General features: G+C 66.9%; 25 protein-coding genes. 14 read left to right on the forward strand and 11 right to left on the reverse strand.

The features are described 5' to 3' along the window. From ACFE87_RS09655 to ACFE87_RS09675, 5 genes are all read right to left on the reverse strand, one after another. Positions 1–614: TRAP transporter large permease subunit (locus tag ACFE87_RS09655; protein ID WP_375459416.1), on the reverse strand; the 614-nt coding region annotated here is incomplete at its 3' end. Between the two features lie 9 nt (positions 615–623). Continuing rightward, positions 624–1,118, reverse strand: a complete 495-nt coding sequence (locus ACFE87_RS09660) for a TRAP transporter small permease (protein ID WP_375459417.1) — start codon at positions 1,116–1,118, stop codon at positions 624–626. A gap of 35 nt (positions 1,119–1,153) precedes the next feature. Further along, on the reverse strand, positions 1,154–2,152 hold the full coding sequence (locus tag ACFE87_RS09665; RefSeq protein WP_375459418.1) for a C4-dicarboxylate TRAP transporter substrate-binding protein: 999 nt from the start codon (positions 2,150–2,152) through the stop codon (positions 1,154–1,156). Positions 2,153–2,189: 37 nt separating this feature from the next. Then, the gene (locus ACFE87_RS09670) at positions 2,190–3,269 is read right to left on the reverse strand and encodes an Ldh family oxidoreductase (RefSeq protein ID WP_375459419.1); all 1,080 of its coding nucleotides are present in this window, start codon (positions 3,267–3,269) and stop codon (positions 2,190–2,192) included. Beyond that, entirely contained in the window at positions 3,266–4,000 is a 735-nt protein-coding gene (locus tag ACFE87_RS09675) for an SDR family oxidoreductase (RefSeq protein WP_375459420.1), read from the reverse strand. Before ACFE87_RS09675 ends, ACFE87_RS09670 begins: the two co-directional genes overlap by 4 nt. Before the next feature lie 124 nt (positions 4,001–4,124). Between ACFE87_RS09675 and ACFE87_RS09680 the strand changes: the two genes are divergently transcribed. From ACFE87_RS09680 to ACFE87_RS09690, 3 genes are all read left to right on the forward strand, one after another. Continuing rightward, positions 4,125–5,186 (forward strand): GntR family transcriptional regulator, encoded by a 1,062-nt coding sequence (locus ACFE87_RS09680; RefSeq protein WP_375459421.1) that lies wholly within the window; start codon positions 4,125–4,127, stop codon positions 5,184–5,186. Positions 5,187–5,377: 191 nt separating this feature from the next. Beyond that, on the forward strand, positions 5,378–7,528 hold the full coding sequence (locus ACFE87_RS09685; protein ID WP_375459422.1) for a carboxypeptidase regulatory-like domain-containing protein: 2,151 nt from the start codon (positions 5,378–5,380) through the stop codon (positions 7,526–7,528). An 80-nt stretch (positions 7,529–7,608) separates the two neighbouring features. Then, a complete protein-coding gene (locus ACFE87_RS09690) occupies positions 7,609–8,406 on the forward strand; it encodes a fumarylacetoacetate hydrolase family protein (RefSeq protein ID WP_375459423.1) in 798 nt (265 codons plus the stop codon). Between the two features lie 98 nt (positions 8,407–8,504). Here the strand turns inward: ACFE87_RS09690 and ACFE87_RS09695 are convergent, their stop codons facing one another. Further along, a complete protein-coding gene (locus ACFE87_RS09695; protein ID WP_375459424.1) occupies positions 8,505–9,347 on the reverse strand; it encodes an AraC family transcriptional regulator in 843 nt (280 codons plus the stop codon). A 67-nt stretch (positions 9,348–9,414) separates the two neighbouring features. Here ACFE87_RS09695 and ACFE87_RS09700 point away from each other — a divergent pair, with 67 nt between their 5' ends. The 4 genes from ACFE87_RS09700 to ACFE87_RS09715 are packed head-to-tail and all read left to right on the forward strand — an operon-like array spanning position 9,415 to position 13,182. Then, the gene (locus ACFE87_RS09700) at positions 9,415–10,629 is read left to right on the forward strand and encodes an ABC transporter substrate-binding protein (protein ID WP_375459492.1); all 1,215 of its coding nucleotides are present in this window, start codon (positions 9,415–9,417) and stop codon (positions 10,627–10,629) included. A gap of 47 nt (positions 10,630–10,676) precedes the next feature. Next, positions 10,677–11,507, forward strand: coding sequence for a phosphoenolpyruvate hydrolase family protein (locus tag ACFE87_RS09705; RefSeq protein WP_375459425.1), 831 nt, complete (start codon positions 10,677–10,679; stop codon positions 11,505–11,507). A gap of 12 nt (positions 11,508–11,519) precedes the next feature. Next, a complete protein-coding gene (locus tag ACFE87_RS09710; protein ID WP_375459426.1) occupies positions 11,520–11,966 on the forward strand; it encodes an SRPBCC family protein in 447 nt (148 codons plus the stop codon). Positions 11,967–11,970: 4 nt separating this feature from the next. After that, a complete protein-coding gene (locus ACFE87_RS09715; RefSeq protein ID WP_375459427.1) occupies positions 11,971–13,182 on the forward strand; it encodes a Tm-1-like ATP-binding domain-containing protein in 1,212 nt (403 codons plus the stop codon). Here ACFE87_RS09715 and ACFE87_RS09720 read toward each other — a convergent pair. Further along, the gene (locus ACFE87_RS09720; protein WP_375459428.1) at positions 13,179–14,051 is read right to left on the reverse strand and encodes a hypothetical protein; all 873 of its coding nucleotides are present in this window, start codon (positions 14,049–14,051) and stop codon (positions 13,179–13,181) included. The two genes, ACFE87_RS09715 and ACFE87_RS09720, sit on opposite strands and share 4 nt — an antisense overlap. 81 nt (positions 14,052–14,132) lie before the next feature. Between ACFE87_RS09720 and hydA the strand changes: the two genes are divergently transcribed. The 6 genes from hydA (at position 14,133) to ACFE87_RS09750 (ending at position 19,833) form a co-directional block, all read left to right on the forward strand. Then, complete coding sequence (gene hydA / locus ACFE87_RS09725; RefSeq protein ID WP_375459429.1) at positions 14,133–15,584, forward strand: dihydropyrimidinase; 1,452 nt, start codon at positions 14,133–14,135, stop codon at positions 15,582–15,584. Positions 15,585–15,717: 133 nt separating this feature from the next. After that, positions 15,718–16,752, forward strand: a complete 1,035-nt coding sequence (locus ACFE87_RS09730; protein ID WP_375459430.1) for an extracellular solute-binding protein — start codon at positions 15,718–15,720, stop codon at positions 16,750–16,752. Then, a complete protein-coding gene (locus ACFE87_RS09735) occupies positions 16,749–17,858 on the forward strand; it encodes an ABC transporter ATP-binding protein (protein ID WP_375459431.1) in 1,110 nt (369 codons plus the stop codon). The genes ACFE87_RS09730 and ACFE87_RS09735 overlap by 4 nt, the downstream gene beginning before the upstream one ends. Continuing rightward, positions 17,855–18,742 (forward strand): ABC transporter permease, encoded by an 888-nt coding sequence (locus ACFE87_RS09740; RefSeq protein WP_375459432.1) that lies wholly within the window; start codon positions 17,855–17,857, stop codon positions 18,740–18,742. Before ACFE87_RS09735 ends, ACFE87_RS09740 begins: the two co-directional genes overlap by 4 nt. A gap of 1 nt (position 18,743) precedes the next feature. After that, on the forward strand, positions 18,744–19,535 hold the full coding sequence (locus ACFE87_RS09745) for an ABC transporter permease (protein ID WP_375459433.1): 792 nt from the start codon (positions 18,744–18,746) through the stop codon (positions 19,533–19,535). A gap of 151 nt (positions 19,536–19,686) precedes the next feature. After that, positions 19,687–19,833, forward strand: a complete 147-nt coding sequence (locus ACFE87_RS09750; RefSeq protein ID WP_375459434.1) for a hypothetical protein — start codon at positions 19,687–19,689, stop codon at positions 19,831–19,833. 54 nt (positions 19,834–19,887) lie between these two features. Here the strand turns inward: ACFE87_RS09750 and ACFE87_RS09755 are convergent, their stop codons facing one another. From ACFE87_RS09755 to ACFE87_RS09770, 4 genes are read right to left on the reverse strand one after another with little or no spacing between them, the layout of a single operon-like run. After that, the gene (locus ACFE87_RS09755; RefSeq protein WP_375459435.1) at positions 19,888–20,964 is read right to left on the reverse strand and encodes an ABC transporter ATP-binding protein; all 1,077 of its coding nucleotides are present in this window, start codon (positions 20,962–20,964) and stop codon (positions 19,888–19,890) included. Continuing rightward, positions 20,961–21,749 (reverse strand): ABC transporter permease, encoded by a 789-nt coding sequence (locus tag ACFE87_RS09760; protein WP_375459436.1) that lies wholly within the window; start codon positions 21,747–21,749, stop codon positions 20,961–20,963. The genes ACFE87_RS09755 and ACFE87_RS09760 overlap by 4 nt, the downstream gene beginning before the upstream one ends. 3 nt (positions 21,750–21,752) lie before the next feature. Further along, the gene (locus ACFE87_RS09765; RefSeq protein WP_375459493.1) at positions 21,753–22,601 is read right to left on the reverse strand and encodes an ABC transporter permease subunit; all 849 of its coding nucleotides are present in this window, start codon (positions 22,599–22,601) and stop codon (positions 21,753–21,755) included. Next, positions 22,598–23,611 carry an extracellular solute-binding protein gene (locus tag ACFE87_RS09770; protein WP_375459437.1) on the reverse strand — a complete coding sequence of 338 codons (1,014 nt, stop codon included), beginning with the start codon at positions 23,609–23,611 and terminating at the stop codon, positions 22,598–22,600. The genes ACFE87_RS09765 and ACFE87_RS09770 overlap by 4 nt, the downstream gene beginning before the upstream one ends. Before the next feature lie 103 nt (positions 23,612–23,714). On the opposite strand from ACFE87_RS09770, the gene ACFE87_RS09775 reads away from it, so the two are divergent. Next, the gene (locus tag ACFE87_RS09775; RefSeq protein WP_375459438.1) at positions 23,715–23,900 is read left to right on the forward strand and encodes a hypothetical protein; all 186 of its coding nucleotides are present in this window, start codon (positions 23,715–23,717) and stop codon (positions 23,898–23,900) included. The last annotated feature ends 100 nt before the right edge of the window (positions 23,901–24,000 follow it).

Genomic DNA, 24,000 nt, shown 5'->3' on the forward strand with positions numbered 1-24,000 from the left:
GTCGGCAGCCTCTCGCGTTCCGGCGCGTAGCCCCGCTGCCGGGCCGTGATCCAGATGGCAACCGCGAGCGCGGCCCAGAGCAGCAGGCCCGGGATGATGCCGGCCGCGAAGAGCCGGCCGATCGAGACCTGCCCGACGGTGCCGTAGAGGATGAAGCCGATCCCGGGCGGGATGATCGGTGCCATGAGCGACCCGTACGAGATCACGCCGGCCGCGTAGCCGCGCGAGAAGCCGCGCTTCAGCATTTGGAGCCCGAGCACGCGGGCGTTCATGGCGGCGTCCGCGATCGAGGATCCCGTGACGCCGCTCATCAGCGTCGAGAGCGCGATGGAGGTCTGCGCGAGGCCGCCCGGCATGCGGCCGGTGATCACGGTCGCGAGCTTCAGAAGATTCTGGGTGATCCCCGACCCGTTCAGGAAGTTTCCGGCCAGGATGAAGAGCGGGACCGCCAGGAGCGCGAAATTCTGCGTCTCCGTCACGGTCAGCTGGATCGGGATGGTCGCCGGGAGCTCCGGGTTCTGCATGAAGAAGACGGTGCCGGCGATCGCGACCGCGAACGCGACGGGCATGCCGATCAGGAGCAGGACCGTGAAGGCGATGAGGACGAGGACCATGGCCGCCGCTCACATCACGTCGACGGCTTGATTGACGGCGTGCTCGCCTCGCATCTCGGCGAGGACTTTGCGCAATGTCGTCAGCAGCATCAGGGCGGCGCCGACCGGCAGGCTCATGGTCACCCACGAATAGCTGACACCCGGAATGCCCTGGAAGCTCCGGATGCGGCTGGTCCAGGACAGGTAACCCCCCCAGACGATCAAGTAGACCAGGAAGGCAGAGATGAGCGCGTAGTTGAGCATTCGGAACGCCGATTGGAGGCGCTCGGGAAGCTTGTCGGTCACGATCTCGATCGCCATCAGGCTGTTCTTGCGCCAGGCGATGTCGGCCGCCAGGAAACATGCCCAGGCGAAGAGGCATGTCGCCATGTCGATCGTCCAGTTCAGGGGGACATGCGCCAGCCGCGCCAGCCCGCCCACGAAGATCAGGACAACCATCAGGATCAGGAACGTGCCCGCGATGATGGCTTCGGCTTTGTTGAGGCCGGCGAGGAATAGGTTCATCTTGGGTTCCGTCGCCGCGAGCAAGGTCCTGTCGCTCAGTTCTTGCCGATTTCCTTGTGCACCGCCTGCTTCGTCTCGAGCAGGCCGAGCTTCTCATAGGCGGCGTTGCCGGCCTGCTGGAAGGCGGCCATGTCCACGTCCTCGACGATGGTCATCCCGCGACCCTTCAGCTGAGTCTTCACGGTCGCCTCGGAGGCCAGGATCTTCTCGGACGTCTCCCGGCCGGCCTTCTGGCATTCCTCGACCAGCGCTGTCTGGTACTCGGCCGGCAGACCGTCGAAGAATTTCGAGCCGACGACCTGGAAGTTGATCAGCATGATGTGCTTCGTCTCGCTGGCGAACTTCACCACCTCGTAGAAGCGGGCACCCGGGATGTTGTTGTAGACGAGCTCGACCCCGTCGATCGCCTGCTGCTGCAGCGCCGGATACATCTCGCCGAAGGCCATGGCGGTCGGCGCCGCACCGAGTGCGCGGATCGATTCCTGCCAGATCGGCGCCGGCGGCGTGCGGATACGCAGGCCCGCGAGGTCGGCCGGCTTGCGGACCGGCTTGTTGGTGAAGAAGTGGCGGTAGCCCTGGACCCAGTCGAAGCACACGACCTTGAGCCCGTGCTGTTTGGACAGCTCGTCGGCCGCCTTCGTGATCGTCGGCGCCTTGCCGAGCTTGTCGACATCCTCGAGCGAGGTCGCGAAATACGGGCCGTTCATCACGGCGAGGCTCTTCACGTAATTGCCGAGCCGGGCGGCGTCGGTATTCTGGCCGATGGCGGCGCCCTGGCGCATCTGCTCGATGATGTCCTCCTCCACGCCGAGCTGCGCCGAGTGGAAGACCTGGATCTTGAGCCCGCCCTTGGTTCGCTCGTCCACGCGCTTCGCCCAATCCTGGAAGCCGCGATGGAAAGGCTCGTTCGGGCCGAGCACGTGGTTCAGCCGCAGCGTAAAGGTCTTCTGCTGCGCATCGGCTGCAGGGACGCCGAGGAGCGTAGCGGCAAGTGTCGCGCCGAGGGCGACGGACAGGTGAACGGCTTTTTTCATGGTGACCTCCCTGATCGTTGGTTCGTCGAGACACTCGTCATTCGGCCGGACAGACCGGCTGCGGAAGCTCAAGACCGTGCCGCTCGGCCATGCTGGCGAAAGCAGCGAGCGTCGTCGGGTCGATCGGGATGCCGTCCCGTTCGCGGCCTGCCGCTTCCGCCCATTCCCGGTCGCCGGGCGCCATGACGGACCCGCCCTCGGTCGGACGCGACCCGCGCAGCGCCGTGAGATAACGCTGCATGCCGGCCCGGAACGCCTCCGGCTCCATGAAAGCAGACGGGTTCAGCGCCATGACGAAAGCGCCCATCTCGCGAGGTGTCGAGAGATCGGGTCCGCCCATCGGCAGGATCTCGGGGCTGAGCCGCATCCCGGTCAGCACCGCGCTGAAGATCTCGGCGACGCCTGCGAGCGCGGCGCCCTTGAACCCGAAGGCGGCGCCGAGCGGGGCCAGCATCTCGACGGCGCCCGGGTCGCGCGTCTCGCGCCCCTCTTCGTCCGAGGCGGTCCCGGGCGGGAGCTCGCGCCCAAGCCCCCGATAGAGCAGCACGCGGTTATACGGGATCGCGCTCGTGGCCATGTCGAGCAGCCAGGGGCGTCCGTCGCCGGTCGGAACCGCGAAGGCGAGCGGGTTCGTGCCGTGGAAACGCTCCGCGCCGTCGTGCAACCGGACGAAGCTGTCCGTGTTGCAGGTCGCAAAGCCGACGAAGCCTGCCTCGGCCGCGGCGAGCGCGTAGGCGCCGGCCGCACCGAAATGGGAGGAGTTGCGGATCGCGACCGCGCCGATGCCGAAACGGCCCGCGAGCCCGACGGCGTGATCCATGGCGGCATAGGCGGCTCGGGCCCCCTGCGCATGACCCGCGTCGAGGGTTGCGACTGCTCCGGCCCCGGTCTGGAAACGGAGCTCCGGCGAGCCCTTGACCCGACCCGCTTCGATCACGGCGGCATAATGGGGCAGGAGGCGGAAGCCATGGCTGTCCACCCCGAACCGGGACGCATGCAGCATCGACCGTGTCGCCGCATCCGCACTCGCTTCGTCCGCCCCGGCCAGCGCGAGCGCGTCGCGCGAGAAGGCCGCGAGCGCCTCGGCGGAGAAGCGGCTTTCCGCCTCTGCTCTCACAGCGTCTGCCCCCCGTCCACGACGATGACCTGACCCGTCGTGAAGGCCGAGTCGGGGCTGGCGAGATAGACCGCCGCGGCCGCCATTTCCTCCGGCGTGCCGAGCCGGCCCATGGCCTGCCGCGCGACGAACTCGCGTCGCCGGGCCTCCGGATCGGGTGCGCTCTGGATCCGCTCCTCGAGGGACGGCGAGAGCGTCGTGCCGGGGCAGAGCGCGTTGCAGCGAATCCCGGCCGAAACGCCATCGCGCGCGACGGCTTTGGTCAGTCCGATCACGGCGGCCTTGCTCGCGCCGTAGGCGGCGCGGCCCGCCACGCCCGTGATGCTGGAGGCGACGTTGACGATGGAGCCGGAGCGGCGCTCCAGCATGGCCGGAAGGGCGGCCTTGATGGTGTGGAACATCGAGGTGACGTTCTGGTCGAAGCTCTTCGCCCAGTCGGCCTCGCTCGTCTCGAGCAACGTGCCGCCATGCACCCAGCCGGCGCAGTTCACCAGGATGTCGAGCGGAGACGCGTCCGCGACGACGCGGGCGACGGCCGGTCCGTCGGTCACGTCGAGCGAAATCGGTGTGATGGCCGGCGAAATCTTGCGCAGATCCGAGAGCTTCGACGCCGTGCGGCTCGCGGCGATGACCTGCGCACCCTCCGCCGCATAGGCGAGCGCGATGGCGCGCCCGATCCCCTGGCCGGCGCCCGTCACGAAAGCGGTGAGTCCCGCAAGGCGCCCCGTCACGTTTCCTCTCCCAAAGATGTTCAACGGATACAGTGTCCAGTCGTCGGGATCTAGGCGGAGCGCGAGGCCGTTGACAAGTCCGACGAAGGGCGGGTCCGATATGGCCTGGTCCGAACGGGTGGGCATGACAGACAGCGGAATGGAGAATGCCCGCCATGAGCCCGGGCGGGCAGGCGCCGTCCCCCGGCTGCACAGCCAGGCTGCCGAGATCCTGGCCCGCCGGATCCGGGCGGGCGCGCTTCCGCCCGGGACGCGTCTCCTCGAATCCCGGGTCGCTGCGGATTTCGGGATCAGCCGGGCGCCTGCCCGGCATGCTCTCGCGGCACTGGCCGATGAGGGTCTCCTCTCGCGTGCTGAACGGCGCGGCTACGTGGTGACGAGCCTCGCGGGCTCAGGCGACGGTTCGGCAGAGGCGCCGGGGCCCATCCACCTTTCGCCCGCCGCGAGCTGGGAGCGCATCTACGCGGAGGTGGAGACGAACATCGTGTCCCGCACCGCCTTTGCGAGCTGGCGCGTGGTGGAGTCGGAGATCGCCAAGCATCACGGCGTGAGCCGGACCGTCGCCCGCGAGGTCGTGGCAAGGCTTAATCAGCGCGGGATCATCCGCAAGGACGACTCCCGTTGGTTCGCACCCGCGTTGACGCCGCTTCACGTGACCGAGCTCTACGAGATGCGCTGGACGCTGGAGCCGATCGCACTCGCGAAAGCGGCCGATTCGGTCCCGAAGGACCTGCTCCGCCGAGCTCTCCGGTCGACGCAGACCGCCATCGCGCGAGCAGACACTCTCACGGGGGCGGACCTCGATGCGCTCGAGGCGGAACTGCACGGCGAGATCCTCGGATTCTGCGGCCAGCGCACCCTCATGGAGGCGCTCCGCTCCTACCAGTCGCTCCTTGTGGCGCACAGCTTCCTGTACCGCTGGACGCCAGCACTATTTTCCTCCGAACCCTTTCTTCCGGAGCACCTGAAGGTGCTCGAGGCGCTGAACCAGGGGCGGACGGATCACGCCGTCGAGGCGCTGCGCGAACATCTCCGGGCGTCCCTCGGGCGTGCGCTCATGCGGATCGAGGCGGTAGCAGCCGAATTCCGCCCGGAACCACTCCCCTACCTTCAGAATGCGCCACAAGCGTCGACCAGCGACGCTGCTTCACTCGAGGGGAAACTGCCTGCCCTGGGAGGCCGTTAGTCCCGTCGCAGCCTGTCTGCCGCACGCCCCGACCGGAGCCTCCCGGCTTGTCGCGACGTCGAGCCTGCGACCGGACGCCGGCGGGTTGCACACCGGCTCCCGCGCGAACTTGCAAGCACGGTCGTTCCCAGTCCGGCGCTTCGCATGTACTGATAGCTGAAAAGCACGGCAGTGTGCGGTTGGGGGGAAACATGAGGCTTGGACACATCCTGTTCTCAGGCGCCGCAGCTGTCGCCTTGATTGCAGCGACAGCCGTGCTTCGGGTTCCCGCCAGCGCGCAACAGGCCTCGATCGCGCTGGACGAGGACGATATCGGCGGAGTGGTCACCGGGCCGAGAGGCCCGGAAGCCGGCGTTTGGATCATCGCGGAGACCACTGATCTCCCCACGACCTACGCGAAGATCGTCGTCACCGACGATCAGGGCCGTTACGTCCTCCCCGACCTTCCCATGGCCAATTACCAGGTCTGGGTTCGTGGCTTCGGGCTCGTGGACTCGCCCAAGATCCGAGCAAAGCCCGGCCAGAAGCTCGACCTGACGGCGGTCGCGGCGCCTGACGCGCGCTCGGCGGCGCAGTATTACCCGGCGATCTATTGGTACGCGATGATGCGGATGCCCCCGGCCAGCGACTTCGGGGGTGCCAGCGACATACCGAAGGACGTCACGCGCGAGCTCTGGCGCCAGCGCATGGGGAATGTCGATTGCGTCGGGTGTCACCAGCTCGGTCAGGAATCGACCCGGATGATCCCGGCGCAGCTCGGGGCTTTCGCGTCCGGCGAAGAGGCCTGGATGCGTCGTGTCGGCTCGGGTCATACCGGCGAGTGGATGATCAACCGTCTCGCCGGCCAGCTCGGCGGCGTGCCGTTCAAGTATTTCGGCGACTGGACGGACCGTGTGGCCAAGGGTGAGTTGCCCAAGGATCAGCCGCAACGGCCCCAGGGGGTGGAACGGAACGTGGTCGTCTCGTCCTGGGAATGGGGAACGGAGAAGACCTTCATCCACGACCTGATCTCGTCCGATCGGCGACAGCCGACGGTCAACGCCTACGGGCCGCTCTATGGCTCCCCGGAATATTCGAGCGACGACATTCCGATCCTGGATCCGAAGACGCACACGACGTCGTTCTTCAAGATGACCGTGCTCGACCCGGACGGGCCCGAGTCGTTCGGCCCTCCCTTCCACGCCACCGCCATGGCGGAGCCGACGATGCCGTCGCCATACTGGGGCGACGAGAAGATCTGGAAGCAGCGCGCCAACAATCACAACGGCATGTTCGATCGACAAGGACGCGTCTGGTTCGCGGCCGCCGTTCGCGGCAACGACAACCCGGCATTCTGCAGGGCCGGGTCGGACCACCCATCCGCGAAAGCGTTCCCTGTCGAGCGGTCCGGGCGGCAGGTGTCGATGCTCGATCCCAAGACGATGAGATACACGATGATCGATACCTGCTTCGGCACGCATCATCCGCAATTCGGCTACGATTCCGACGAGACGGTTTGGTTTTCCGGCGGCGGGCCGGTGGCCGGCTGGATCAACACCGCCGTCCTGGAGCAAACCGGGGACCCCATCAAGGCGCAGGGGTGGTCGCCCTTCGTCCTCGATACCAGCGGCAACGGCAAGCTCGACGACTGGACCGAGCCCGGGAAGCCGCAGGAGCCCGGCAAGGACATGCGCCTGGGGGGCTCCGGCCCCTATGCCGTGATGCCACATCCCACGGACGGATCGGTCTGGTACGCCACGAACACCTTCGTGGGAACGCCCGGCTTCCTGCGCTTCGATCCGAGGACGAAGCTGTCGGAATTCTACGCCGTGCCGAAGGACATCATCGGCCTGAGAGGGGGCGACATCGACAAGGACGGCGTCCTTTGGGGTTCCGGTTCGAACGGGGCACTGGTCAGCTTCGACCGGCGCAAGTGCAAGGGTCCGCTCACCGGGCCAGGCGCAACGGGCGCCCATTGCCCCGAGGGATATTCGCAGCACAAATATCCGGGTCCCGCGTTCGAGGGCTTCGAAAATGGCACCGCCGAGGCGAGCTACTATAGCTGGGTCGACCAGCACAACACGTTGGGACTGGGCGAAAACGTGCCGATCTCGACCGCGAACCTCAACGACGGCTTCGTGGCCTTCAGGGACGGCCAGATGGTGATGCTGCGGGTCCCCTACCCTCTCGGGTTCTTCGCCAAAGGCCTGGATGGACGGATCGACGACCCGAAAGCCGGCTGGAAAGGTCGTGGCCTCTGGAGCACCAATGGGGATCGAACCCCTTGGCTGAAGGAGGGCGGCAAGGGCTCGAAGCCCCGTGCCGTACACATCCAGGTGCGACCCGACCCGCTCGCGCATTGAGCTTGAGCCGGCGGTTCCGGGGCGCGATATCGAGCTGTATCATTCGCCGAGGGCAGGCGTCCGGAAGCGAGGAGGAACGGATGGACAAGGCAAGCCGCCGCAGGGTGCTGGAGGCGGCGCTGGGCGCCGTGGTCGGTGCGCAGGCACTACCCGGAACCGCGCAGGCCCAGGTTCAGGCTGGTCCGAAGGTGCCGTTCACGGTCGCGCAGACGCTCCTGCCGATCGCTGCCTCGGACGAGAGCTTTCCGGTTCGCCGCATCTATTGCATCGGCCGCAACTATGCGGCGCATGCGCGGGAGATGGGCTCGGATCCGACCCGCGAGCCGCCCTTCTTCTTCCAGAAGCCGACGGACGCGGTGCAACTCGTGCGCGTCGGCACGGTCGCGGACCACGCCTATCCGACGCTCACCAAGAACTACCATTACGAGCTGGAGCTCGTCGCCGCCCTGAAATCCGGCGGGCGGAACATCCCGCGGGAGCGGGCCCTCGAGCATGTCTACGGCTACGCGATCGGCCTCGACATGACGCGCCGGGACCTGCAGCGCGGGATGGGCGACCAGAAGAAGCCCTGGGAGATCGGCAAGAGCTTCGACAACTCCGCCCCGATCGGGCCGATCCACCCCGTCGAGACGGTGGGCCATTTCGAGAAGGGCAGGATCCAACTCCAGGTGAACGGGCAAGTGAAGCAGGAGGCCGACCTGTCCTACATGATCTGGTCCGTGGCGGAGCAGATCGCGAACCTCTCGGATGCCTTCGAGCTCAAGGCCGGCGACATCATCTTCTCCGGGACGCCTGAGAATGTCGGTCCCGTGGTGAAGGGTGACGTGCTGCTCGGGAAGATCGACAATCTGCCGGAGCTATCCATCCGGATCGTCTGACGCCCGTTGATTGGGTGGGCTGAGGTTCGCTGCAGCGCAGGAATAATCACGTGGGACTCGATCGTCGCGTGGCCCGTCGCTGCACACGACGGGATGCCTCATGGTTGGCGGCGGGTTCGGAAGTGTGAGGGGCGTACGCCCGTGACCTTCTTGAAGACGTTCGAGAATGCGAAGGCGTTCCGGTAGCCGACGCTGTCGGCGATGGTCTCGATTTTCGCGTCCGTCGTCACAAGCTGATGGGCCGCATGTTGAACGCGCAGGTTGGTCAGCTGCTGCATCGGGCTGCGGCCCAGACTGCCGTGGCAGAGCCGGCGCAGATGCTCACCCGAGAGCCCGGCGAGGCTCGCAAGCTCTGCCAGCGTCCAGGGCCGGGCAAGATCCTGGCGAACGCTGTTCCAGACGGCCACGAGGCGGGTTTCGCGCCGCCACGGCTCCGCGAAGGCGTCGACATAGGTTTCGATCAGATCGAGCCATAGCGCGCAGGTCGCGATGTCTCGTCGCCCCTGCATCTCGTCGTAGAGCCCCATGATGGCGTGGCCGAGCGGCCGGCAGTCGAAGCGCCCCACGATCGGCGCCATGGCGTGGATAATCGAGCGCGGTGACGTCGGCGTGAAACGGACCCAGCAATAGTTCCAGCGCCGCGACGGGATGGCGTGGAAGGCATGCAGGACATGGGCTGGCGCGAGCGACGCCATACCGCCCGCATGTGGACGCCAGCGGCCGTCGATCAGCATGCGGCCTTCGCCGCCGAGTGAGCCGTGCAGATAGGCACCGGAGAGTTTGGTGCGGACGATCCGGTACGGCACGGCGGCGTCGCCCAGACCGACATGCGCGATATGTCGGCGGGTCAAGGCCGGGCATTCCTCGGCCCTGACCGACCAGAGCTTCGTATCGGGCCCGTCGATGTGCGTTTCGAGTAGGTCGAGGTGGTCCCTGGCCATGGCGCCGGACTGTCGGTCCCGGCAATCTCACCGTCAAGAACAAGTCAGGGAGGACATCATGGTCAAGATGGCAGTGCGCTTTGCGTCCGTGTTGACGGCTGCGACATGCCTTGTCGCGCCAGCCTATGCTCAGGCACCCAAGATCTCGGACGGTGTCGTGAGGATCGGCGTCCTGACGGACATGTCGGGCATCTACTCGGATCTGTCCGGCAAGGGCGCGCTCGAAGCCGTCCGCATGGCCGTCGAGGATCACGGCGGCAAGGTGATCGGCAAGCCTGTCGACGTCGTCTATGCCGATCACCAGAACAAGCCGGATATCGGCGCCAATCTGGCGCGGCAATGGTTCGATACCGGCGGTGTGGATCTGATCCAGGACCTGTCGAATTCCGGTGTCGCACTGGCGGTCGCCGCGATCGCGAAGGAGAAGAAGCGCCACATCGTGGTCAACGGCTCCTCCAACATGGGGATCACGAACCAGGCCTGTTCCCCCTACGCCGTGCATTATGCCTATGACGCCTATTCGCTCGCGAACGGGACCGGACGCACCATCGTCGAGCAGGGCGGCGACAGCTGGTACTTCCTGACGGTCGATTTCGCCTTCGGGCACGGGCTCGAGAAGCAGGTCACGGACGTGGTCACCGCCGCCGGCGGCAAGGTCCTCGGATCGTCGCGCCATCCGCTGAACACGACGGACTTCTCGTCCTTCCTGCTGCAGGCCCAGACCTCGAAGGCCAAGATCATCGGCATCGCCTCGACCGGGGCCGACGCCATCAACGCGATCAAGAACGCGGCCGAGTTCGGCATCACGAAGAACCAGAAGCTCGCGGCTCTGCTGTTGTGGATCAACGACGTCCACGCTCTCGGGCTCGACGCGGCGGGCGGCCTTCAGCTGACCAACGCCTGGTACTGGGACCAGAACGACGAAACCCGCGCCTTCGCCAAGCGTTACTTCGACCGTGTCGGCTTGATGCCGAACATGAGCCAGGCCGCCGATTACTCGTCGACGCTGCACTACCTGAAGGCGGTCGAGAAGGCCGGCACGGATGAGCCGGACGCGGTGTCCAAGGCCATGCGCGAGCTGCCGATCAACGACATGTTCGCCAAGGGTGGCCGCATCCGCGAGGACGGCCGCATGGTGCACGACATGTATCTCTGGCAGGTCAAGACCAAGGCGGAATCCAAGTATCCGTGGGATTACCTGAAGCCGCTCGGCACCATCCCGGCCGACAAAGCCTTCCAGCCGCTGTCCCTGTCGACCTGCCCGCTGGTCAAGAAGGGCTGAACCTCAAAGGGCCGCCTGCGGGCGGCCATTCCTGGAGACCTTTCGACATGGCGGCAATCAAGCGGGCGGACATCGTCGCCCGGCTGAACGAGATGGTCTCGCGCCGGGAGCCGATCATCGGCGGCGGCGCGGGCACGGGGCTCTCCGCGAAATGCGAGGAGGCCGGCGGGATCGACCTCATCATCGTCTACAATTCCGGCCGCTACCGGATGGCCGGGCGAGGCTCCTCGTCGGGTCTCATGGCCTATGGCAATGCCAATGCCATCGTGAAGGAGATGGCGGTCGAGATCCTGCCGGTCGTCAAGAAGACGCCCGTCCTGGCGGGCGTGAACGGGACGGATCCCTTCATCATCATGCCGGTCTTCCTGAAGGAGTTGAAGGAACTCGGCTTCTCGGGCGTCCAGAACTTCCCGACGATTGGCATCATCGACGGCAATTTCCGGACGATGCTGGAGGAGACAGGCATCCAGTACGCGCAGGAGATCGACATGATCCGCCAGGCGCACGAGCTCGACCTTCTGACGACGCCCTACGTGTTCAATGCCGATGAGGCCGTCGAGATGGCGAAGGCCGGGGCCGACATCATCGTGCCCCACATGGGCACGACCACCGGTGGCACGATCGGGGTCACGACCGCGAAATCGCTCGACGATTCCGTCGCGCAGATCGACGAGTGGGCGGACGCGGCCCGGCGCATCCGCAAGGACGTGATCATCATCGCGCATGGCGGCGCCATCTCGTCCCCGGACGACGCCGCCTACGTCATGCGCAAGAGCAAGCATTGCAACGGCTTCTACGGCGCGAGCAGCGTCGAGCGGCTCCCGGTCGAGATCGCGATGACCGAGCATGTGCGAACCTTCAAGGCCATCACCTACTAAGCGGAGCCAGCGATGAAACGCGTCTATGTCAGCGCCGTGATCGATGCGCCGGTCGCCGCGACCTGGGCGGTGCTGCGCGATTTCAACGCGCTGCCCCGCTATAATGCGAACCTCTTCTCGACGAGCCACATCGAGGATGGCCTTCCGTCCGACCAGATCGGCTGCATCCGGAATTTCCGCACCAAGGACGGGACCGGACACATTCGGGAGCAGCTCCTGACGCTCTCCGACCGCGAACATGTCTGTGCCTATTGCATCCTCGAGGCGACGCTTCCCGTCCGCAACTACGTCTCCGAGATGCGGCTGAAGGAGGTCACCGAGACGAACCAGACCTTCGGCGAATGGTGGGCGACGTTCGAGGTCGATCCGAAGGACGAGCCGGAGGTGATGCGGGCCGTGACCGACACGTTCCGCTTCGCATTCCAGGGCGCCGAAGCGATTGCCCGATCGGGCGGCTGACGGCATGGTGGAGCGTCGCGCCTACGTGGTCGGGACCTTCGACACCAAGGGTGACGAACACCATTACGTGGCGGGTCTGATCCGTGCTGCGGGCGTGCCGACCACCACGGTCGATGTCGGCACGAAGAGCGATGCGCGCGAGGTCGATGTCACGGCGGCCGAGGTCGCGGCTTCCCATCCCGATGGGGCCGCCGCGGTCCTCGGAGCCGCGGACCGCGGCGTCGCCGTCACCGCGATGACCGAGGCGCTGCGTCGCTGGATCGGCGGCCGCGAAGACGTCGGCGGCATGATCGGCCTCGCCGGCTCCGGCGGCACCGCGATCATCGCGCCTACGATGCGCGCGCTGCCGATCGGCACGCCCCGGATGCTGGTCTCGACGCTGGCCGCGGGCGACATGTCCGCCTATCTCGGCATCCACGACATCACATCGATGTTCCCCGTGACAGACGTTGCCGGTCTGAACCGCATCTCGCGGGTCGTGCTGGGCAACGCCGCCCATGCTTTGGCCGGCATGATGCTGTGGCGGCCGCCCGCGAGCCCGGACGAGAAGCCGGCGCTGGGCCTCAGCATGTTCGGCGTCACGACGCCCTGCGTGATGGCGATCCAGGCCTTGGTCGCCGCCGAGTTCGATGCCCAGGTATTCCATGCCAACGGCCATGGAGGGCGAGCGCTGGAGGCGCTGGTCGATGCCGGCCTGCTGCGGGCCGTGCTCGACATCTCGACGACCGAGGCGATGGATCACCTGTTCGGCGGCGTCTGCACCGCCGGACCGGAGCGCTTCGACGCGATCTCGAGGACGGGAACGCCCTGGATCGGGTCGGTGGGGGCTTTCGACATGATCAACTTCTGGGCTCGCGAGACGGTGCCGGAGCACCATCGCGACCGCCTGTTCCACGTCCACAACGCCAATGTCACGCTGATGCGGACGACGCCCGCGGAGAACCGGGAGGCAGGCGCCTGGCTCGCCGAGAAGCTGAACCGCTCACCGGGGCCGGTACGGCTGCTGCTGCCGGAAGGCGGCGTCTCCATGCTCGACGCGCCCGGCCAGCCTTTCCACGCGCCCGAGGCCAGCGCGGCCCTGTTCGAGGCGATCGAGGGAACGTTCGTCGTCAGCGACGCCCATCGGATCCGCCGCGTGCCGCATCACATCAACGATCCGGCCTTCGCGGCCGTGATCGTGCGCGAACTCCGCGACGTGCTGGCGGCGGAGCCCTAACGCCAGTCCTGGCGATTGAGCGGGACCAGCCGCGTGAGCCGGCTCGGGTTCGGCTCCGCCAGGTAGAGATGGCCGTCGCGACCACCCCAGATGCCATGTGCGCCGTTGAGCACCGGCCTGCAACGTCCGAGGCGGGTGCCGTCGGGGGCGAGCATGTGCAGTGACGGCACGAGGTCCGTGACGAAGATCGTTCCGTCCGCCTCGCCCCAGATGTCGAGAGGCTGCCGAAAGCCCCTCCAGATCGCGCTCGGGCGCCCGGCAGCATCGAAGACCTGCAAGCGGTCATTCTCCCGGTCGGCCACGACGACGCGGCCGTCCGGCATCACCCAGACCGCGTGCGGGTTCAGGAAGCCGCCAGGGCCCTCCCCCAGGTCGCCGAACGATCCGAGTGCGCTGCCGTCGGCGTCGAAGCGGTGCAGGCGGCTGTCCGCGTATCCGCCGGAGACGAGGATCCCTCCATCCTGCGCGATGGCGACATCGCTTGGGTGGTTGAACGGCTCCAGCGGATGGTGGCGGCGCCCGAGGCCGCCGATCCTCTGCCCGTCCGTCGAGCAGATCACGACCTCATGGGCGTCCCGATCGACGATGAACAGCCTGTCGTCCGGCGCGCAGGCGAGCATATGCCCGTCGGCGATCAGGTCCTCGCCCCAGGACGCGAGCCGCCGGCCGTCCGGCGCAAGCTCCAGGACCGGGGTCCCTGGAGGACCCGCGAGCGAATCCGATCTCAGCAGGGCGAAGACGTGGCCGCGGCTGTCCACGGTGACGTCGCTGACCATGCCGGCACCGACCGGAATGTCGCCCCAGGGTCGCTCGACGCGGTAGCGCCGATCGCCCAATGCCACGATCAGCTGGCCTTCGCTCCGGGACATGGCCTTCTCTCAAATCCGATCGTTGAACCCAGCCCCGCTTTGTGATGACTGGACGGCCTCGGCAAGCCTTGGAGGCGAGATATGCGGGCGCTCGATCTCGTGATCCGCGGCGGCACCGTCGTGACCGGGACGGATGCGGTCCTGACCGATGTCGGCGTGAGCGACGGCCTCGTGACCGCGATCGGCCGGGACCTCGGTCCGGCCGAGGAGACCGTCGACGCCACCGGCATGCTCGTCATGCCCGGCGGGGTCGATAGTCACGTCCATCTCGACCAGCCACCGGTCGGCGCCGAGATGTGCGACGGCTTCGACACGGGCACCGCCTCGGCCGCCGCGGGAGGAACGACGACGGTCGTCGCCTTCGCCTGGCAGACCAAGGGATCGTCGTTGCTCGCGACGGTCGCCGACTACCACCAGCGCGCCAACCAAGCCCGGGTCGACTACGCGTTCCACATGACGATCACCGACCCAACCCCGACGGTGCTCAAGGAAGAACTCCCGCTTCTCGTCGCCGAGGGCAACCGCTCGATCAAGATCTTCCTGACCTACGACGGCGTGCGGGTCGACGACGCGCAGGCGATCCGGATCTTGGCGGAGGCGCGCCGCAACGGAGCCCTTGTCTGCGTCCACGCCGAACACCACGACCTCCTTGCCTGGCTCACGGAACAGCTCGTCGCGGCCGGACTGACGGCGCCGAAATACCACCCTTGGGCGAAGCCGATGGTGGTGGAGCGCGAGGCCGTGCACCGCATCATCGCGCTGGCGGAAGCCCTCGATGTGCCTATCCAGGTCTTTCACGTCTCCGGGGCTGAATCGGCCGAGGAGATCGCGCGCGCCCAGGCGCGCGGCCTCAAGGTGTGGGGCGAGACCTGCCCGCAATACCTCGTCCTGACGGCGGAGGACCTCGATCGACCGGATTTCGAAGGGGCAAAGTTCGTCTTCGGGCCGCCCGCTCGCACCAAAGCCGACCAGGAGGCGCTCTGGCGCTACATGCGCCGTGGCGTGATCGAAGTCGTCTCCTCCGACCATTCGCCGACCCGCTTCGATGCGACGGGCAAAAAGATCGCGGGCGAGAACGCCCCTTTTCACAAGATCCCGAACGGCATTCCGGGGCTCGCGGCACGCCTGCCGGTCCTGTTCACGGAAGGCGTGTCGAAGGGACGGATCGATGTGCAGACCTTCGTTCGCCTGGTGAGCACCAATCCGGCGCGGCTGTTCGGGCTGCATCCGCGCAAAGGGACGATCGCGGTCGGAAGCGACGCCGACGTCGTCATCTTCGACCCCCATAAGTCGGTGACGCTGACAAACGCCGCCATGCATCACGGCGGCGATTTCACGCCCTACGAGGGCTACCGAACCCAGGGCTATCCCGTGGCGACCTACCTGCGTGGCAAGCTCGTCTTCGACGGCCAGGAGGTCGTCGGACCTGCCGGGCAGGGGCGGTACTTGGCACGTGACTTGTATCCGATGATCGAGCCTCTCGGCAGGTTCACGTCGCCCTTCAACCCGGTTGACCGCATCCTGACGCGATGACTCTCGAAGGAGCGCTCGAGGACGTCAGCAGGGCCAAGCCGCTCGAAGATCGTTGTGCCTCCAAATTCATCGGCATAGCCTGGGCCGACTGACGCCGGTCGCACGAGCCCACCCGTCCATCGGAAACCGCATCATGCCTCACGAACTCAATCTGACCCGACGCGGCGTCGTTGGAGCCGGCACGGCAGCCTTGATCACGGGCTTTCCGGCCATCGTGCGCGCGCAAACGCGTGAGATCTTCATCGGCGGGCCAGCAACGCCCGGCATGCAGGACAAGTTGTTCCCGCTGATCGAGAAGAAGCACAACATCAAGGTGCTCTATGAGGGCACGAACTCTCTCATAAATCTCGAGAAGCTGCGCTCCAACAAGGCGCGTCCGACGATGACGCTGACCATGATGGACGATCCGGTTCTCGTGATCGCCGAGCGTGACAAGCTGATCAAGAAGCTCCCGGCGGAGATCACCAACTTGGCGGACCTGCCTGCCGGCGCCAAGCCGCGCGGCGCCATGTGGGCGAACTGGTGCCAGCCGATGTGCAGCTTTTCCTACAACACGCGCGCGCTCCCGCAGGGTCTCAAGAGCTATGCCGAGGCGTGGGACCCGAAGTTCCGCGACCGGATCATCCTCATCTCCATGCGGATCACGCAAGCTATCGCGCCGCTGATGGCCGCCACGCATCACGCCACGAAGAAGCCGCTCGGAGACTGCCTGCCGGAATGGCAGGCCGGCATCGAGCGCATGAAGGAGCTGCGCCCGAATATCCTGCAAGTCTCGACGAACGCGCCGCAGGCGCAGCAATTGCACGAGACCGGCGAGGCCGACCTCTACATGAGTCCGGATTCGCGCACGACCCTGTTCCGGAAGTCGCAAGGGGCGCCGGTCGAGCAGGGCCTGCCGGCCGAGGGCGTCATCGCGATGCCGGCCGGCGTCGCTCTGGTCGAGGGTGGACCCAACCAGGAGCTCGGAATGACCTTCCTGAACGAGATGCTGAGCCCGGAGACTCAGGCCTTCATCGCTCAGACCTTCTACTCGCGGCCGACGAACGCCAAGACCGTGCTGCCGGCGGGACTGAAGTTCCCCGAACTCGTCACCCTCGACTGGGAGTATTTCGCCGACAATCGCAACGCCATGATCGAGCGTTTCGAGCGGGAGGTGTCATCGAAATGAGCTTGGGCACGGCGGCGGCCGGACAGGCGGCCGCCGCCCCGTCCAGCTATCTCGACATCGCCGGCGTCACGAAAAGCTACGGCTCCGTCACGGTTCTCGAGAACCTGCATCTCGGCGTGAACCAGGGGGAGTTCGTGTCGCTGCTCGGTCCGTCCGGCTGCGGCAAGACCACGCTGCTGCGGCTTGTTGCCGGACTGATCGCGGCGGATGGCGGCAGGATCATGGTCGGGGGACGCGATCTCACCCGCGTCCCGGCGCACAAGCGCAAGATCGGCGTCGTCTTCCAGAGTTACGCCCTCTTCCCGCATCTCACCGTCGCCGAGAACGTGGCCTTCGGCCTGCGGGCGCAGCGAGCCCCGAGGGGCGAGATCTCGGCGCGCGTCCGCGACGCGCTCGCGCTGGTGCGCATGGAGAGTTTCGCCGATCGCGCCATTACGGCGCTGTCGGGGGGGCAGCAACAGCGGATCGCGGTCGCCCGCGCGCTCGTCGTCAAGCCCGCCCTCCTCTTGCTCGACGAGCCGTTCAGCGCGCTCGATCGCAACCTGCGCGAGACGATGCAGATCGAGCTTCGCCGGCTGCTGCGCGATCTCGGCATCACGTCGATCTTCGTCACGCACGACCAGGACGAAGCGCTCGTGATGAGCGATCGCATCGCCGTCATGCGCGAGGGAAAGATCGAGCACCTTGGCAGCCCGGCCGAGATCTATTCCCGGCCGCGAAGCCTCTACGTCCTCGAATTCGTTGGTCAGTCGACGCGGATCGCCGGGCAGGTCGCCTCCGCGGGCGGAGGCTCGGTCACGGTCGAGACCGCCTTTGGCGCGATACAGGCGCCGGGCAACTTCCTCGCCGGCTCTCCGGTCGCGATCGGAGTCCGGCCGGAGGCGATGCTGCTCGGGGCGGGCCCCGACGGCGGATACAACAATATTCGGGCCAAGGTTCTCGACATCGTGTTCCTCGGTGCCAAGACAACGCTGCTGTTCGCCGCGGAGCGATCGGGCGATCGCCTGATGGTCGAATTGGCCCGGCTTCCACCCGGCGTCGAGCCCGGCGCCGACGCGGCGATCCGCTGGCGGATCGAAGATACCATGGTGTATCCCGCCCCATGAGCACGGCGGCGATCGGCGCGGCTGATCAGGGCACCGGCGAGCGCCGCAGCTTTCTTTCCGGGCTGGACGGGAAGGCCGCTCTCGCGCTCCCGGGCATCCTGTTCATGGTGCTCGCCTTCGCCCTTCCCCTCGCGCTTCTCGTCGCCGAGAGTTTTCGCGGCGCGGAAGGGATCACGCTCGCCGGCTACCGCAAGGTCCTCGGCGATCCCTACTATCTCGGGATCATCTGGAATTCTGTGAAGCTTGCGCTGATCACCACCACGATCTGCCTTGTGCTCGGCTATCCGGCCGCCTTCGCCCTGGCACGCGCGAGCGGCACGACGCAGGTGGTCCTGTTCGCGCTGATCTTTCTGCCGTTGACGGTCAGTATCATCGTCAAGACGTTCGGTATCTCGATCATGATGGGCCGCGGTGGCTTCATCAACTGGCTCCTCGTGGCCTTAGGATTCATCGATCGTCCGATGCGGCTCGTCTTCACCGAATTCAACCTCTATTTCGGCATGGTGAACGTGTTCCTGCCGTTCATGATCCTGCCGCTTTATTCCATCATGCGCATGCTCGACGGGCGGCTGACGGACGCGGCGGCCTCGCTCGGCGCTTCGCCGCTCTACGCCTTCACGCGCGTCACGCTGCCGCTGACGATGCCTGGCGTGATCGCCGGCGTGTCGCTCGTTTTCTCCATCTCGGTTGCCGCCTACGTCACCCCGGGCCTGCTCATCGGCGACCGCTTCATGACCATGTCTCAGGTCATGGCGAAGGCCTACCTCAACATCCGCGACTTCCAGCTCGGCGCCAGCATGGCGGTGATCATGCTGGTGATCGCTGTCTCCGTCGTATTCGGGGCGTCCTGGCTCGGCCGCGGTCACGCCGTAAGAGGCCGCTGAGATGGCTCGTCTCGGCATTGCGCTGTCCTGGGCCGCTCTGGTCTTCGCGGTGGCCTTCCTGCTCATGCCGATCGCGATCGTGATGGCGGTGTCCTTCTCGCCCTCCGCGATCTTCGCCTTCCCGCCGGAAGGCATGTCGCTGCGCTGGTACGAGGCGGTCGGGCGGACCGACACGCTGCTCTCGGCCGTCTGGCTGTCGGTTCAGATCGCCTTCCTGTCGACCTGCCTCTCGCTCGTGCTCGGCACACTTTGCGCCATCGCCATCGTGCGCGGCTACGTCCCCGCCGGCGCCGCCATCGCGACCTTCATGGCCTCGCCCCTGATGCTGCCGGGGCTCGTCTTCGGGATCGCCTTCCTTCAGGCCGCGCGCGGCTTCGGCCTCTGGGACAGCTACACCTCGCTCCTCATCGCGCATGTCGTCATCACGATGCCGTTCGTCATGCGCACCGTGCTCGCGAGCCTGTCGCTGTTCGACTTCACCATGGTCGATGCCGCCCGCATGCTCGGCTGCTCGTATCCCGAAGCGCTGCGCAAGGTGCTCGTGCCCAATATCCTGCCGGGTTTCGTCAGCGCGGCGCTCTTCGCCTTCATCGCCTCGTTCGACAATTATCCGGTCTCGATCTTCCTGACCGACGTCCGCACCAAGACGCTGCCGATCCAGCTCCTGAACCAGGTCGAGATGTCCCCCGATCCGACGGTCGCGGCGGCGTCCTCGATCCTGATCCTCGCCACGATCGTCCTCCTCCTCGTGTGCGACCGCCTCGTCGGTCTGCGCCGGATGGCGTCACTTTGAGGGCGATGGCGGCCCCTCCGCCCTGGAGGTACTCTCCCTGGCCGGCCGAGCGCGCTGGGTCGAGGAGGACGGTGCCGACGTCCTGATATTCGCTGGGGCGCCGCTGTCAGGGCTGGCCGGACGCGTGGCCGGCCGAGCGAGGGCGCCGATCGTGAACCAGGTCGCCGCCGCCGTCCGCCAGGCCGAAACGCTGGCCCGGCTTCACCCGGCCGGCCGGCCCGGGCTGCGCCGGCTCCCGGCGAAAGCGACGACCGGCCTCCCGCCCGCTCTCGCTGCCCAGATCGAGCAATCGCACTGATGCGTCAGGCGGCCTGTCCGGTCGGGCGCGCGTGCGGGGCCGTGATCTGGCAGGTCAGCAGGGGGGAGGTCCGTCCGGATACTCGACGAGGGCCGACTGAGCGACCCTGACCTGGACCGGAGCGCCGATCGGACGGCGCATGGCAGCCGGCACGTCGACGAGGATCGGGGCCTGTTCGCCGCCGATCGAGATCGCGAGGCGGCAGGACGCGCCGAGAAATGTCGAGCCGATGACGTGTCCGGCGAGCGCCTCGCCTTCCGGGGTACCGCTCTCCGCGACCGAGGCCGCCTCCGGGCGGAACCAGATCGTGGCCGTCCGGTCGGGTCCGCCGACGGGAAGATGCCAGATACCGACGCGGAGAATGCCCTCGACGACCGGCCCCGTGATCCGGTTCGAGGTCCCGACGAACTCGGCCACGAAGCGCGAGGCCGGCCGGCCGTACACCTCCTCCGGCGTTCCGATCTGCGCGATGCGGCCGCGCTCCAGGACAGCCACGCGGTCGCCGATCGCCATCGCCTCGGCCTGATCGTGCGTGACATAGACGGCCGTGATGCCGAACGTCCGCAGGAGCGTCGAGATCTCGACCCGGAGCCGCTCGCGCAGGGCAGCGTCGAGGGCGGACAAGGGCTCGTCCAGAAGCAGGACGCGCGGCTTGATCGCGAGCGCGCGGGCGAGCGCCACGCGCTGCCGCTGCCCGCCCGAGATCCGGTCGATGCGGCGATCCGCGAATTCGACGAGGCCGACGGTGTCGAGAAGCCGCGCGACCTCCGCGTCCCGCTCGGCCCGCGCGACCTTCCGAACCTTCAGCCCATAGCCGACATTCTCGGCGACGTTCATGTTCGGGAACAGTGCGTAGGACTGGAACACCATCCCGACCTGGCGATGCTCGACCGGGATCCCGGTCACGTCCTCGCCATCGAAGAGGATCGTCCCGCCCCCGTCCGGGCGCTCCAGGCCGGCCAGGAGGCGCAGCAGGGTGGTCTTGCCACAGCCCGAGGGCCCGAGCAGGACCAGGACTTCGCCGGCCGCGATCGTGAGATCGGTCGGCTGCAGGGCCGCGACCCCGCTCACGAAGGACTTGGCCACCCCGGAGATCTCGACGCGAGATCCGCGCTTCGCCGGTCCGTTCACGCGCGGGCTCCGCGATCGGGCGCGCCAGCGGCCCACTGGAGGGCGAAGAGCAGAGGCATGATCATGATGAAGAACAGGAGCGTGTAGGCCGACGCGATCTCCAGCCGGAGCGACGCGTAGGCGTCAGCGAGGCCGACCGGCAGCGTCTTGGTCAAGGGCGTATGGAGCATCCAGGTCAGGTTGAATTCGCCGATCGACAGGGTCACGACCGTCAAGGCGCCGGCGAGGATGCCCGGACGGGCATTGGGCACGATGACGTCGACGAATCGCTGCCATTGCGATGCGCCGAGGCTCGCCGCGCCCTCGTCCAGGCTGCGCCAGTCGAGCGAGGCCAGCACCGCGATGACGGCGCGCAGCATGAAGGGGAGCGTGTAGAGCACGTGCCCCGTCACGATGAAGAGCATCGAGCCTCGGAACGTGCCGAAACTGCCATAGGCGATCAGGAGGGCGAGAGCGAGCGCCAGACCCGGCACGGCGACCGGCAGGGTCACGAATTCCTCGATGATGCGGGCCAGGCGCCCACCCCGGCGCACGAGGGCATAGGCGGCCGGCACGCCGATCGCGAGATCCACCAGGAGGGTGAGGATCGCAACGGCGATCGAGCGCCAGATCGTGCCCGAATAGCCGGTCCAGACCTGTTCGACCCAGGCGAGGGTCAGGCCGCTCGACACGCCACGCGCGTAGTTGACGGTGAGGCCAGCCACGATCGACAGCAATGCAGGCGTCACCAGGAATGCGGCGATCAGGACGGTGACGAACCCGGCCGCGACGGTGGTCAGGCGCATGGGTCAGGCCGCGGCCGCGACCGTGGCGCCCGATCCGAGCCGAGCCAATGCGAGCGCGATCCAGGTCACGGCGCCGAGCGCCAGCGAGAGCGCCGCCGCCATGCTGGCATTCGTGGCCAGCGTGAACTCGGTGTAGATGACCATGGGCAGGACATCGATGCGGGTCGCGAGGGTGAAGGCGGTCCCGAAAGCGCCCATCGCGGTCGCGAAGCAGAGGGCGCCGGCCGCGAACAGCGCGGGCGCGAGCGCGGGAAGCACGACGTCGCGCTGGATCGTGACCGGGCCGGCACCGAGGGACCGCGCCGCCTCGATCAGCGCCGGATCGAGCTTCTCCGTGGCTGCGATCAACGTCAGCACGACGCGCGGGATCGAGAAATACAGGTATCCCACGAAAAGACCGACGATCGAATAGGCGAAGACGACCTTCTCGCCGGTGAGCGCCTGCGTGGCCGACCCGACGAGGCCGAGCCGGCCGCCGATCAGGATCACCATGAAGCCGATCACCACGCCCGGGAAGGCGAGAGGGAAGGTCAGGAAGGCCACGAGCACCGAACGACCAGGGAAGTAGCGACCCGCCAGAAACTGCGCCGCGATCGTGCCGAGGATCAGGGTGGCGAACGTCGTCACGGCGGCCAAGGCGAGCGTGGCCAGGAGACTGTCGCGATAGCGCGACTCGGTCAGCACCGCGATGTAGGCGCGAGCCCCGCGTTCCCCGGTTCCGGCGACGAGCACGAGTTCGACGAGAGGGATCAGGAGGAAAGCCGCCGCGAAGATCGCGAGCGGCCCGAGCAGGAGGAGATCGAAGCGGAGCCGGGACCCTCGCGGGGCGCGCGAACCGCCCTCCCCAGTCAGCGGACTTCAGCCAGGTATTTTTCGCTGAAACCCTTTTGCATCGCCTGCGCCTTGCCCCAGTCGACCGCCTTGGCCCGCGCATAATCGCTGTCCGGCAGGAACTTGGCCTTGACGGCTGCCGGCAGCGCGATGGGGCGCGCCGGGCGCAGATAGGCATTCGTCCAGATGGCCTGGCCCTTGTCGGACAGAAGGTAGTCGAGAACCTTCTTGGCGCTGTCCGGGTGAGGAGCGTTCTTCACCATCGTCATGACGTAGGGAAACGAAACCGTGCCCTCGCAGGGGAGGACGAACTCGAAGTTGCCCTTCTCGGTGTATTTTGCCCGGTAGGCGTTGAAGTCGTAGTCGAACAGGATCGGGATCTCGCCGGAGACCGTGCGGGCGTAGGAGGTCTGCTTCGGCACGATCGGGTCGTTCTTGGAAAGCGCCTTGAAGAAATCGAGCGCGGGTGAGTAATCCGTCTCCGTACCGCCCAGCGCCGTGTTCACGGCGACGACGCCGACATAGCCGACCGCCGCGGAGGTCGGGTCGAGATAGCCGACGAGCCCCTTGTATTCGGGCTTCAGGAGATCGCGCCAGCAGGCCGGGACAGGCTTGTTCCCGAGCGCATCCTTGTTGACGAACAGGCCGAGCGTGCCCTGGTGAACCGTCCACCAATGCCCTTCCGGGTCCTTCTGGCCGGCCGGGATCTCGTCGAATTTCGCGGGTTTGTAAGGCTGCGTGAGCGCCTGGGCCTTGGCCGATATGCCGAAATTGACACCGAGATACGCCATGTCGGCCACGGGGCCGTTCTTCTCGGCGATGATCTGCGCGACCGCCTGGCCGGAATTCTTGTTGTCGCTGGGCATGTCGATGCCGAGATCCGCCTTGAGCGACTTCAGCATCGTGGCCCAGTCGGCCCATTCCGGCGGGCAGTTATAGCAGATCGCGTCGGCCGCCCTCGCCGTCGAAAGGCAGGCGCTGGACAGACCGGCCGCTGCCACGGCCGTCAGGAACAGTGAGCGTAGAGACATCTCGAACTCCACCCAGCCGGGATCGGCCAGGAGCCAACCTGTGACGGCCTTCCGTGCGCGGAGCGCAGGTCAGGCCTGAGGGCTGAGCCTGTAGGTGCTGGCCGTGACAGTTTGGCGACTGCGCGGCCGGCATGTCCGCCTGACCTCTCCGAACTGGATCGTCAGTGTGCGCACCGGCATTCTCTCGCTCCTCATCGATCGCCTTCTCCTCGCGCCGCTCGAACGGGGGAAGCCGGCGCATCCAGCGACGCAAGCCGCCGAACCGCCGGGGCCGGTGAACTCCGCTTGACAACGTTGATGTCTCGGCTTCAAGGCGCGGCTGCTGCGGCGAGGTCCTGGTATGACAGGATGACCGTATCGGCAGTCTCGATATCACCGACGCACATGGT

Origin of the sequence: uncultured Enterovirga sp., from assembly GCF_964242715.1 — a bacterium.
Taxonomy (GTDB): domain Bacteria; phylum Pseudomonadota; class Alphaproteobacteria; order Rhizobiales; family Beijerinckiaceae; genus Enterovirga.